Raw genomic sequence first — 12,202 nt, 5'->3', positions numbered from 1 at the left:
GCAGGTGTGAGGGGGGCTCGGCCGCGGGCTCGGGCGAGGGTCAGACGAGGGACTCGTAGAGGCCGGGGCGGCGGTCGCGCAGGTACGGGTTGTTCTCGCGGGAGGAGCTCAGGAACTCCGGGTCGACGTCGCCGAGGACCAGTTCGTCGCCGCGGCCGGCGCGGGCGCGGGCCACGCCGTCGGGCCCGGCCAGCGTGGAGAGCCCGACGAACTCGAACTCTCCCTCGGGGCCGACCCGGTTCACGTACGCGACGTACATCTGGTTCTCGAAGGCCCGCACCGGCACGACGGACTCGGCGACGAACTGGAAGGGGTGCATCTGCGCGGTGGGCACGACCAGGAGGTCGGTGCCTGCGAGGGCGTGCGCGCGGACGTTCTCCGGGAACTCCACGTCGTAGCAGATCATGAGGCCGACGCGTACGCCACCCAGCTCGGCCTGTACGACGGCCTGCTCGCCGGGGGTGAAGGAGTCGCGCTCGAAGCCGCCGAAGAGGTGGGTCTTGCGATAGTTCGCGAGGCGCGCCCCGTCCGGGCCGATGAGCTGGACGGAGTTGAAGACGAGGTCGCCCGCGCGCTCCGGGTAGCCGTACGCGATGCCGACCCCGTGGCGCGCCGCGGTCTCGGCGAGGGCCTTCGCGGACTCGCCGCCCGCGGGCTCGGCGAGCCGGGCGATGCCGTCACCGATCGCGTATCCGGTCAGGAACAGTTCGGGTGCGATCAGCAGACCGGCGCCCGCCGCGGCGGCGCGGCCCGCGGCGTCGTCAAGCGCCGCGAGGTTCTCGGCGACGGATCCGAGCTGCCCGGAGCTCTGGAGCAGGGCGGTGCGCAGCGCAGGCATGGCTGATCCTCAGGGCGTACGAAGGGGCAGGTGGGGTCCGTTAGACGGTACGGTCGGCGGCCTTGCCGGGACAAGGCGCGTCCGTTGCGGGCAGCTGCGCGATCCGTTGCGCGTGGTGGGCCTGGAGCGGCGATTCGTTGCGCGACACCACGCGCCGGCGGCCTCTGGTGACCTACGTCTCGCCCGGCGGCTGTGCGCCGGGGGTATCGGTGGGTGTCCGCCTGGAGGCGCAGGGCGCGGGCGCGGGCCCCGCCGCACGGCGGAAGCGGAGTGCCGCCCGTGGCCGGACGTGCCGGACCCCCGCTCCGCGAGAGCGTGAGGGCACCCGGAGAGACCGGGTGAGACATTTCGTAGACGGAGGCTTCCCGTGAGCCGTACGACCATCGACCGCGTCCTCGACCGCCGCCGCGTCCTGGCGGTGGGCGCCGCGCTCCTCATGACCGCCGGGGCGGCGGGCGTGGCCATCGCGGCCGGCGAGGACACGGCGCGCCCGCGCACGTCGGCCGCCGTGCCGCACGGCGTCGAACAGGCGAAGAAGCGGGAGGCCGCCGCGCTCACCGGCTCGGCGAAGATGTACCGCAAGACGGCCGAGGACGTGACGTTCACGTTCGACGCGCATCTGGCGGCCGAGGACATCAAGGACCCCTCGAAGGCGACCGGCACCTTCCGCTTCGTCCACCTGGAGAAGCCGGGCGGCGAGGGCGGCTGGGCGAAGGGGCGCATCGACTGCCTGATGACGGGCGGCAAGGTGGCCACCGCCACCGGCGTCATCACCGACACCAATTTCGAGGAGATCAAGGGCAAGCGGGTCGGCTTCACCGTCGACGACCGGGGCGGGCAGGACCGGGTGGGGTACAGCTGGGCGGCCTACGGCGCCACGCAGGGGCAGCCGGACACCCTGGCCAAGTGCGCGAGCTCGGCACCGTATGAGAAGGTCAGGAAGGGCACGGGCGACTTCCACGTCGTCCCGTGGAAGGTCCCGTACCCGGAGCCGCAGGACGCCCCTGGCGCACAGAACCAGGCCGGACCGGACCGGAACTAGGACCCGACCAGGGCCCTAGGCAGGCGAGCCCGAGGAGAAGCGGCGCATCAGCGGCGAGAGCACCAGCACGGACTTCGTCCGCTCCACGAAGGGCTCCCCCGCGATCCGCTCCAGGACCCGCTCGAAGTGCCGCATGTCCGCGGCGAAGACCTGGACGATCGCGTCCGCGTCACCGGTGACGGTGGACGCGGACGAGATCTCCGGGTACCGCTCGAGGCCGCGCTGGATCGCCTCGGGCGAGGTGTTGCGGCGACAGTAGATCTCGATGAACCCCTCGGTCTCCCAGCCGAGGGCCGCCGGGTCCACGCGGACCGTGAAGCCGGTGATGGCTCCGGTGGCCCGCAGCCGGTCGACGCGCCGCTTCACGGCGGGCGCGGAGAGCCCGACCAGCTGGCCGATGTCGGCGTAGGAGCGGCGGGCGTCCTCGGCGAGGGCGTGCACGATGCGTTCGTCGAGATCGTTCAGTCGCACGGGGGGTGGATCACTTCTCTGCTGTGGCCAATCGGGAGCGGCTCATGCCGTACAGGAAGTAGAACACGAGGCCGACGGCCATCCAGACACCGAAGACCGTCCAGGTCGGGGAGTCGAGGCTGAACATGTTGTACGCGCAGAAGCCGAAGCCGAGCACCGGGAAGAGCCAGCCGAGCGGCACCCGGAAGGTGCGCGGCATGTCCGGGCGGGTCCTGCGCAGCACGATGACGGCGATGTTGACCAGACCGAAGGCGAAGAGCGTGCCGATGCTGGTGGCGTCGACGAGCTTGCCGAGCGGGATGACGGAGGCGAGCGCTCCGCAGAACAGCGACACGATGACCGTGTTCACGCGGGGCGTGCCCGTCTTCTTGCTGACCTTGCCGAAGACCTTGGGGACGAGGCCGTCGCGGGACATGGCGAACAGGACGCGGGTCTGGCCGTACAGCACGGTGAGCACGACGGACGCGATGGAGATGACGGCGCCCGCGGCGAGCGTCGTGCCCCAGAAGCTCTGGCCGCTGACGTCGTTCATGATCGCGGCGAGCGTGGCCTCGGAGCCCTCGAAGTCCTTCCAGTTCCAGGCGCCGACGGCGACGGCGGCGACCAGGACGTAGAGCGCCGTGACGATGACGAGGGACAGCATGATCGCGCGGGGCAGGTCGCGCTGCGGGTTCTTCGCCTCCTCACCGGCGGTGGACGCGGCGTCGAAGCCGATGTACGAGAAGAAGAGGCTCGCGGCGGCGGCGCTGACGCCGGCCGTGCCGAGCGGCATGAAGTCCGAGTAGTTGCCGGACTTGAAGCCCATGAAGCCGATGGTGCAGAAGAGCACGAGCGCGGCGATCTTCACGATGACCATGATCGTGTTGGCCGTCGCCGACTCCTTGGCGCCGCCGAGCAGGAACACCATGGCGAGCAGCACGACGATGAGGCCGGGCAGGTTGATGATGGCGCCGTCGACCTCGCCGGGCGCCGCGGAGAGCGCGTCGGGGATGGTGACGCCGATCGTGCCGTCGAGCAGTTCGTTGAGGTACTCGCCCCAGCCGACCGCGACGGCGGCCACGGACACGCCGTACTCCAGGACCAGGCACCAGCCGCAGACCCAGGCGATGAGTTCACCCATCGTTGCGTACGCGTACGAGTAGGAGGAGCCGGCGACCGGGATGGTGCCCGCCAGTTCGGCGTACGAGAGGGCCGAGAAGAGCGCGGTGAGTCCGGCGATCACGAAGGAGATGGTGACGGCGGGTCCGGCCTTGGGGACGCTCTCGCCGAGGACGACGAAGATGCCGGTGCCGAGGGTGGCGCCGATGCTGATCATGGTCAGCTGCCACATGCCGAGGGAGCGCCTGAGTGAGCCTCCCTCACCCTGGCCACCCTCCTCGACCAGGGCTTCGACCGGCTTGCGGCGCATGAGCCGGCTGCCGAGGCCGGGAGCGCCCGGGGGGCTAGGGCGGTTCTGCGGGGGTGCGCCTTGGTCGAGCACGCGCTGGCTCCTTCATCGCTGCCGGTCAGGGCGGCGAGGACCTGCGGCACCCGCGCTTGGCGACGGGAACCACCGAGCAGGCAGTCCCCGCCACACCACGTACAGCGCCTGACTCTAGAGTCCGTGGTTCCCGACCGTAATGCAGCAACCTTGCGTACCGACGGATGATCATTGCGCACTTCCGTCATATACGTGTCTTCGTTGCGCCGTCCGTTTCGTCCGTTGCGTTACGGGGTTTCGGCCGGCCACGACAAAGGCCCCCGCGGAGACTCCGCGGGGGCCTTTGTCGGATATCGGACAGGGGAGTGCCTAGCTCCAGCTGGCGTGCAGCGGCTTGCCCTCGGCGTATCCGGCGGCGCTCTGGACGCCGACCGTGGCCCTCTCGGCGAACTCCTCCAGGGAGGCCGCGCCCGCGTACGTGCAGGAGGAGCGGACACCCGCGATGATCGAGTCGATCAGGTCCTCGACACCCGGCCGGGTCGGGTCGAGGAACATGCGGGAGGTCGAGATGCCCTCCTCGAAGAGCGCCTTGCGGGCGCGGTCGTACGCCGACTCCTCGCTGGTGCGGTTGCGCACCGCACGCGCCGAAGCCATGCCGAACGACTCCTTGTACAGGCGGCCGTTGGCGTCCTGCTGGAGGTCGCCCGGCGACTCGTACGTCCCCGCGAACCAGGAGCCGACCATGACGTTCGAGGCGCCCGCGGCGAGCGCCATGGCGACGTCGCGGGGGTGCCGGACACCGCCGTCGGCCCAGACGTGCTTGCCGAACTTCTTGGCCTCGGCGGCGCATTCGAGCACCGCGGAGAACTGCGGGCGGCCGACGCCGGTCATCATGCGCGTGGTGCACATGGCGCCGGGACCGACACCCACCTTGATGATGTCGGCGCCTGCCTCGATGAGGTCGCGCACGCCCTCGGCGGCCACGATGTTGCCCGCCACGATCGGCACCTGCGGGTCGAGCGCCCGCACGGCCTTCACCGCGGCGATCATCGACTCCTGGTGACCGTGCGCGGTGTCCACGACGAGCGTGTCGACGCCCGCGTCGAGGAGCTGCTTGGCCTTGCCCGCCACGTCGCCGTTGATGCCGACGGCGGCCGCGATGCGCAGCCCGCCGTTTGCGTCGACGGCCGGGGTGTAGAGCGTCGCGCGCAGGGCGCCCGTGCGGGTGAGGATGCCCGCGAGGCGGCCGTCCTTGTCCACGGCGGGGGCGTACCGGCGGTTGGCGTGGTCCAGCTTGTTGAAGGCGTCGCGCGGCTCGATGTCGGCGTCCAGGAGCAGCAGGTCCCTGGACATGACCTCGGAGAGCTGCGTGAAGCGGTCGACGCCGCTCAGGTCGGTGTCCGTGACGACACCGACGGGCTTCTGGTCGGCGTCGACGACGACCCCGGCGTTGTGCGCGCGCTTGGGCAGCAGGGCCAGCGCGTCCGCGACGGTCTGCGTGGGGGCCAGGACGATCGGGGTGTCCAGGACGTGGTGGCGCGTCTTGACCCAGGAGATGACGTCGGTGACGACCTCCATCGGGATGTCCTGGGGGATGACGACGAGGCCGCCGCGGCGGGCGACGGTCTCGGCCATGCGGCGGCCGGCGATCGCGGTCATGTTGGCGACGACCAGCGGGATCGTCGTGCCGGTGCCGTCGGGCGACGAGAGGTCCACGCCCTGGCGGGATCCGACGGCGGAGCGCCTCGGGACCATGAAGACGTCGTCGTACGTCAGGTCGTACGCAGGCTGGATGTCATTGAGGAAGCGCACGTGCTGCTCATCCCAGTCGATCAGAGGTGGCCCCCGGACAGTTAGGCCGAGGGAAAAGCACGTACTTCATTCTCCCATGCCGGAGGGGTTGTGCCGCCTGGGACGATCACCCAGGCGGTGTGCGGGGGCGGTGGTCGGAACGTCCAAGAGCGGCACCGAAGCGGAACAGCGGGTTCAGGACCCGTCGCGCTCCGTGGCGACGGGCCCGAGCGAGAGGACGATCTCCAGACCGGTCCCCTCCTCGCGCCAGTGCTCGACCGCCGAGGAGAACACCTCCTGCGCGATCCGCCACTCCCCCGGCGCCGCCCGCGCGTACTCCTGCCACCCGGAGACGACGAGCAGCCGTCCGCGCGAGGCGGGCGCCCACGACAGATCGGTGAGGCAGTCGGCGAGGGCGTCCCAGTTGCGCCCGAACCAGTCGGGCAGGCCGAGGCCGCGGGCGCAGCGTTCCATGAAGGCGGCCTTGTCCGTCACCCCCGCCAGGGAGAGCGTCGCGGTGGTCCAGCCGGCGCCGCGGGCGGCCTCCAGCACGGGTGCGAGCGGATTCCCGCCGATGTCGTGGGCCATTACCTCAGCACCGCCTTGAAGGACGCGTAGTGGTCGTCGGTGTAGTAGACCTCGTCGTGGCTGCCGGTGACGATCCGCCGGGCCCCGCGGTCACGCTCGCCGGGCGTTCGGACGGTGTATTCGTGGTAGTAGCCGCGTTTCTGCCGGGGCAGTTCCCGCTCGAAGTTCCCGAAGACGGTGCCGTCCTTCTCGTACGGGAAGGGGCCCCCGTCGTCGATGAGGCGCAGCGTCTTTCGCGCCTCGGCGGGCAGCCGGTCCGCCTGGACAGTGGCCATGCCACGGGCCCAGGCGGGGGCATCCCTCCCGGCATCGGACGAACATCCGCTCACCAGCACGGCGAGACAGACCAGCACCGCCCCCAGCACACGAGGAACAAACCGGGTCACCATGCGTCAGACCTTGCCATAGCGCCCTGTCAGGGGCGCGGGGAACTGCGCGACCAGCCCCCCACTACCCGCAGGGACTCAGCTACCGTCCGGGTCCGACCGGTTCAGCGCGGGCCGGGGCGCAGACCCGGCGACGAGCAACTGGTCAGCGGCAGCCGTGTCCGTCACCAGGCTGGTGACGAGTCCGGACCGCAGCACCGCGTCGATGGCGGCAGCCTTCCGCTGCCCGCCCGCGATGGCGACGACCTCGGGAATGCGCCGAAGCCGGTCCGCCTCGACGGTGATGCACCGCTCCCCGAGATCCCGCCCGACCCGACGCCCCTCGGCGTCGAACAGGTGCGCGGACATCTCGGCGGCGACTCCCAGTGACGCGTAGTGCGCCCGCTCCTCGTCGCTGAGCATGTCGTGGACGGTGGAGATGCCCGGCTCCCAGGAGCCGATGGAGACGCAGGCGACCGTGACCTTGTCGAAGTACTCGAAGGCGCGGGCGATGCCTGTCTGGTTGCGCAGCGCCGCCGCGGTGGCGGGGTCGGGCAGCAGCATCGGCGCGTAGATGGGGTGGGCCTCGCCGCCGGACACCTGGGCGGCGCGCCGGACGGCCTCGACCGAGCCGCGCTCCGCGGTCCCGGCGTCGTACACGCCCGTCAGCTGCACGACCGTGCACGGCGGCAGCTGGTCGAGCGCGGCCGCCATGTGGATCGTGGAGCGGCCCCAGGCGAGCCCGAGGACATCGCCCTCGTTGACGAGCTCGCCGAGCAGGTCCGCCGCGACCTCGCCGAGGTTCTCGGGGTCGGGCGAGTCCTCGATCTCGTCGGTCGGCGCCGGGGACTCCACGACGACGGCGTGCCGCAGGCCGTAGCGGGCGCGCAGCGCGTCCGAGCGCTCGGCGTCCAGTTCCGCTGGGACCCGGATCTCGATGCGCACGAGATCCCGCTCGAGGGCGGTCTCCAGGACCCGGGCCACCTTGAAGCGGCTGACGCCGAACTCCTCGGCGATCTGGATCTTGGACTTGCCCTCGAGGTAGAAGCGGCGGGCCATGGCCGCCGCCTGCACCAGCTCCGCGGGTCCCATCCGCATGGCTGACCGACCCGCCGACATGGCCGACACGGCGCTCTCCTCACTGCTGTTCACAAACTGGGTTCGCCGTTCATCCTTGCAGATCCGGCCTAGCTGATCAGCCCTGAAGGACTGCGTTCACGTTCCCTTGGCTCAGTGGTCGCACGCCCAGCCGCTTGACGCGGTCTTTGCCTGGGCTTGGGTGCGCAATGAACGTACCGCTTCTGCCGGATCCTTGGCGCCGTAGACGGCCGAGCCCGCGACGAAGACATCGGCGCCGGCCTCGGCGCAGCGCTCGATGGTCTCGGCCGAGACACCGCCGTCGACCTGCAGCCACATCTCCAGACCGTGCTTGGCGATGAGCTCACGGGTACGGCGGATCTTCGGCAGCATGATGTCCAGGAACGCCTGGCCACCGAAGCCCGGCTCGACCGTCATGATCAGCAGCATGTCGAGCTCGGGGAGCAGGTCCTCGTACGGCTCGATGGGCGTCGCGGGCTTCAGCGCCATCGAGGCGCGGGCACCCTTGGCGCGGATCTCACGCGCGAGACGGACCGGCGCGGCGGCGGCCTCGGCGTGGAACGTGACCGATCCGGCCCCCGCCTCGACGTACTGCGGCGCCCACCGATCGGGGTCCTCGATCATCAGATGGCAGTCCAGAGGCGTGTCCGTCGCACGGGCCAGGGACTCTACGACCGGCACCCCGAGGGTGAGGTTCGGGACGAAGTGGTTGTCCATCACGTCGACGTGGAGCCAGTCGGCGCCCTCCACCGCCTTTGCCTCCTCGGCAAGACGGGCGAAGTCCGCGGACAGGATGCTGGGGTTGATCTGCACGGCCATGCCCCAAGCCTGCCATGCCCGGCGCGCGGCGCTGACCGCAGTCCACCGCATGGGCACAGCGGCTCCCGCGCCGGCATGCCGAGTGCCATGCTGGACGGTCCAGCGGCACCGCGCACGGCAAGCGGGGGGAAGCCATGGCGGACGTACGGCGACGGAATCGGCGCGGGGTCGCGTGGCTGGTGTGCGGACGGCGCACCAAGTGGCTGGTGGTGCTGTTCTGGCTGGCGTTACTGATCGTCGCCGCGCCCCTCGCCCAGAAGCTCACCGGCGCCCAGGAGAACGACGCGGAGTCCTGGCTGCCCGGTTCCGCGGAGTCGACCCAAGTCCTGGACATCTCCGCCGAGTTCAGGCCCGAGGTGGTCCCCGCCATCGTCGTGTACGCCCGCGAAGGCGGCCTCACCGCGGCGGACCGCGCACGGATCTCCGAGGACGTACGACAGGCCGAGGCGCTGCGCGAGCACGGCATCCGCGGCGACGAGACCCGCGGCCCCCTCTACGACAAGAAGCCGGGCGCCGAGGCGGCCCAGGTGTTCGTCCCGATCACCATGGACGCGGAGGGCTGGGAGCGCATCGGGCCCGCCGTCGACGCCATCAGGGAGCGGGTGGGCGACGGCGGCGACGGTCTGGCCGTGCACATCGCCGGACCAGGCGGAACGGCCGCGGACTCCGCCGAGGCGTTCGAGGGCATCGACTCGACGCTGCTGCTCTCGGCGGCGGGCATCGTCGTCGTGATCCTGCTGTTCACCTACCGCAGCCCGACGCTGCTCCTCGCCCCGCTGCTCGCCGTGATCACCGCGCTGTTCACGGCCCAGGCCGTCATCTATCTGCTCGCCGAGCACGCGGACCTCACCGTCAACGGCCAGAGCGCGGGCATTCTGACCGTGCTCGTGTTCGGCGCGGGGACGGACTACGCACTGCTTCTGGTCGCTCGCTATCGCGAAGAACTGCGCCGCCACGACGACCGGCACGAGGCGATGGCGCTCGCCCTGCACCGGGCAGGACCCGCGGTCCTCGCGTCGGGCGCGACCGTCGTCCTGAGCATGCTGGTGCTGCTCGCCGCCGAGATGAACTCGACGAGCGGGCTCGGCCCGGTCGCCGCGATCGGGGTCACGGTGGGCCTCCTGGCGATGCTGTCGCTCTTCCCCGCCCTCCTCGTCATCTTCGGCCGGTGGTTCTTCTGGCCGCTGATCCCGCACGTCGGCTCCCCCGAGCCGACCGAGCGCGGCCTGTGGGCCCGCACGGGCCGGCGCATCGACCGCCGCCCGCGGCTGATCTGGGGCGTCACGGCGGCGGCCCTCGCCCTGCTCTCGCTCGGCCTGCTGCAACTGCGGGCGGAGGGGCTCAGCAACGCCGACGCGTTCACCGACAAACCGGACTCGATCACCGGCCAGGAGGTGCAGGCGGAGTACTTCCCCGCGGGCTCCGGCGACCCGCTGGTCATCGTGGCGGACACGGCGCGCGCCGACGACGTGGCCCGGGCCGTCCGGGACACCCGGGGCGTGGTGCCCGACGGCGTCGTGCGGCCACCGGGGACGAAGGCCGAGCACGACGGCAAGGTGCTGTTCGAGGCGACGGTGAGCGACCCGCCCGACAGCCCGGCCGCCAAGCGGACCGTGGAACGGGTGCGTGCCGCCGTCCACGCCGTCCCCGACGCCGAAGCGCAGGTGGGCGGCGGCACGGCGGCCCTGCTCGACATGGACCGCGCCACCGCCCACGACAACAAGCTGATCATCCCGCTGGTCCTGGTCGTGGTCCTGCTGATCCTCGCCGTGCTGCTGCGCGCGGTGATCGCCCCGTTCCTCCTGATCGGCACGGTGGTCCTGTCCTTCGCCGCCGCGCTCGGCCTGAGCGCGCTCGCCTTCCGCCACCTCTTCGACTACGCGGGCGAGCCGACCGACTTCCCGCTCTTCGTCTTCGTGTTCCTGGTGGCACTCGGCATCGACTACAACATCTTCCTGTCGACCCGCATCCGCGAGGAGGCGGGCCGCCAGGGCACCCGCGCGGGCGTCCTGACGGGGCTCGCCGCGACGGGCGCGGTGATCACCTCGGCCGGCCTGGTCCTCGCGGGCACGTTCGCCGCGCTCGGCACGCTCCCGATGGTGGCGTTCGCCGAGATCGGCTTCGCGGTGGCCCTCGGCGTCCTGCTCGACACCTTCGTCGTACGTTCGGTCCTGGTCACGTCGCTGTTCCTGGACGTGGGGCCGAAGGTGTGGTGGCCGCACGCGCTGGCGCGGCGGCCCGAACCGGACCGCACGGAACCACCGGACCGGACGGAGGCGGAGGCGGTCAGGCCGTCCGGCGAATGAGCGCCAGATACATCGCGTCCGTCCCGTGCAGATGCGGCCACAGCTGTACGTCGGGGCCGTCACCGAGCGCCGGGACGCCCGGCAACAGCGGCCGCGCGTCGATCAGTTCGGCGCCGCCGGTCTGCTTGAGCACGTCGTCGACGACGGCCCGCGTCTCGGCGAGGTGCGGCGAGCACGTGGCGTACCCGACGACTCCGCCGACCCGCACCGACTCCAACGCCGTGCGCAGCAGACCGCGCTGGAGCGGGGCGAAGCCGTCCAGGTCCTGCGGGCGGCGGCGCCAGCGGGCCTCGGGGCGGCGGCGCAGCGCGCCGAGACCCGTGCAGGGGACGTCCATCAGGACGCGGTCGAAGGTGCCGGGACGCCACGGCGGGCGGGTGCCGTCGGCCGCGATGACCTGGTAGGGGCCGGGGTTGCCGTCGAGCGCCTGCGCGACGAGACCGGCCCGGTGCGGCTGCTTCTCGGAGGCGAGGAGCGTGGCGCCCCGCTGGGCGGCGAGCCCTGCGAGCATGGCCGCCTTGCCGCCGGGGCCCGCGCAGCCGTCGAGCCACTTCTCGTCGGAGCCGTCGACCGGCGCGTTCGCGAGCGCGAGCGCGACCAGCTGGCTGCCCTCGTCCTGGACGCCCGCGCGCCCCTCGCGCACCGCCTCCAGGGAGCCCGGTTCGCCGCCCTCGCTGAGCCGCACGGCATACGGCGACCAGCGCCCGGGCAGCGCGGAGTCCTCGCCGACGGAGTCGAGGAGGTCCTCGGCGGTGGTGCGGCCGGGCCGCGCCACGAGCGTCACCTCGGGGCGTTCGTTGTCCGCCTCCAGCAGGTCCTCGATGCCGGCGCGGCCGCCGCCGAGCGCGTCCCACAGCGCCGAGACGACCCAGCGGGGGTGCGAGTGGACGACGGCGAGGTGGTCCTCGGCATCCTCCTCGTAGGGCGGCGCGACCTTCTCCACCCAGCCGTCGAGATCGTGCTGCGCGACCTTGCGCAGCACGGCGTTGACGAACTTGGCGCGCCCGTCGCCGAGCACGACGCGCGCCAGTTCCACCGAGGCGGAGACGGCGGCGTGCGTCGGGATGCGCGTGCCGAGCAGCTGGTGGACGCCGAGGTTGAGCACGTCGAGGACGGGCGGGTCGACCTCGCGCAGCGGCCGGTCGATGCAGGCCGCCACGACCGCGTCGTACGTCCCCTGGCGGCGCAGTGTCCCGTAGACCAGCTCGGTGGCGAGCGCCGCGTCCCGCGTGTCGAAGCCCTCGTTCTTCTCCCTGGCCTTGCGCAGCAGGGGCGGCAGGACGAGGTTCGCGTACGCGTCGCGCTCGTCCACGGCCCTCAACGCCTCGAAGGCGAGGATGCGGACGGGGTCCTTCTGCGGGCGGCGGTAGGGCTTCCCGGGCTTGCCGGACTTGCCCGGCTTGCCTGCCGGCTTTTGGGGTTGCCGGTTCGGCTGGTCGTTCACAAGGTGCTCCGCTGCTGGTG

Annotated in this window: 11 protein-coding genes; 2 read left to right on the top strand and 9 right to left on the bottom strand. The window is 71.7% G+C overall.

What is annotated here, in order from left to right:
- Nucleotides 1-40: 40 nt before the first annotated feature.
- The gene (locus AB0N81_RS28585; RefSeq protein WP_365363372.1) at nt 41-829 is read right to left on the bottom strand and encodes a carbon-nitrogen hydrolase family protein; all 789 of its coding nucleotides are present in this window, start codon (nt 827-829) and stop codon (nt 41-43) included.
- Between the two features lie 445 nt (nt 830-1,274).
- On the opposite strand from AB0N81_RS28585, the gene AB0N81_RS28580 reads away from it, so the two are divergent.
- Nucleotides 1,275-1,880: a Repetin gene (locus AB0N81_RS28580; protein WP_365363370.1), complete on the top strand. Its 606-nt coding sequence runs from the start codon at nt 1,275-1,277 to the stop codon at nt 1,878-1,880.
- Nucleotides 1,881-1,895: 15 nt separating this feature from the next.
- Here the strand turns inward: AB0N81_RS28580 and AB0N81_RS28575 are convergent, their stop codons facing one another.
- From AB0N81_RS28575 to rpe, 7 genes are all read right to left on the bottom strand, one after another.
- A complete protein-coding gene (locus AB0N81_RS28575; protein WP_268770070.1) occupies nt 1,896-2,351 on the bottom strand; it encodes an Lrp/AsnC family transcriptional regulator in 456 nt (151 codons plus the stop codon).
- A gap of 10 nt (nt 2,352-2,361) precedes the next feature.
- On the bottom strand, nt 2,362-3,831 hold the full coding sequence (locus AB0N81_RS28570; protein WP_365363223.1) for an amino acid permease: 1,470 nt from the start codon (nt 3,829-3,831) through the stop codon (nt 2,362-2,364).
- Between the two features lie 309 nt (nt 3,832-4,140).
- On the bottom strand, nt 4,141-5,583 hold the full coding sequence (locus AB0N81_RS28565; protein WP_365363221.1) for a GuaB1 family IMP dehydrogenase-related protein: 1,443 nt from the start codon (nt 5,581-5,583) through the stop codon (nt 4,141-4,143).
- Between the two features lie 174 nt (nt 5,584-5,757).
- On the bottom strand, nt 5,758-6,150 hold the full coding sequence (locus AB0N81_RS28560) for a barstar family protein (RefSeq protein ID WP_365363218.1): 393 nt from the start codon (nt 6,148-6,150) through the stop codon (nt 5,758-5,760).
- Entirely contained in the window at nt 6,150-6,539 is a 390-nt protein-coding gene (locus tag AB0N81_RS28555) for a ribonuclease domain-containing protein (RefSeq protein ID WP_365363215.1), read from the bottom strand. The genes AB0N81_RS28560 and AB0N81_RS28555 overlap by 1 nt, the downstream gene beginning before the upstream one ends.
- Nucleotides 6,540-6,614: 75 nt before the next feature.
- Nucleotides 6,615-7,667 (bottom strand): sugar-binding domain-containing protein, encoded by a 1,053-nt coding sequence (locus tag AB0N81_RS28550; protein WP_365363213.1) that lies wholly within the window; start codon nt 7,665-7,667, stop codon nt 6,615-6,617.
- Nucleotides 7,668-7,745: 78 nt separating this feature from the next.
- Nucleotides 7,746-8,432, bottom strand: coding sequence for a ribulose-phosphate 3-epimerase (rpe, locus tag AB0N81_RS28545; RefSeq protein WP_365363210.1), 687 nt, complete (start codon nt 8,430-8,432; stop codon nt 7,746-7,748).
- A 134-nt stretch (nt 8,433-8,566) separates the two neighbouring features.
- Here rpe and AB0N81_RS28540 point away from each other — a divergent pair, with 134 nt between their 5' ends.
- Nucleotides 8,567-10,738, top strand: a complete 2,172-nt coding sequence (locus AB0N81_RS28540) for an MMPL family transporter (RefSeq protein WP_365363208.1) — start codon at nt 8,567-8,569, stop codon at nt 10,736-10,738.
- Here the strand turns inward: AB0N81_RS28540 and AB0N81_RS28535 are convergent.
- A complete protein-coding gene (locus tag AB0N81_RS28535; RefSeq protein ID WP_365363205.1) occupies nt 10,719-12,182 on the bottom strand; it encodes a transcription antitermination factor NusB in 1,464 nt (487 codons plus the stop codon). The two genes, AB0N81_RS28540 and AB0N81_RS28535, sit on opposite strands and share 20 nt — an antisense overlap.
- Between the last annotated feature and the right edge of the window lie 20 nt (nt 12,183-12,202).

The organism is Streptomyces sp. NPDC093510, assembly GCF_040683555.1.
Taxonomy (GTDB): domain Bacteria; phylum Actinomycetota; class Actinomycetes; order Streptomycetales; family Streptomycetaceae; genus Streptomyces.
This window is presented reverse-complemented; position numbering and strand designations above follow the sequence as displayed.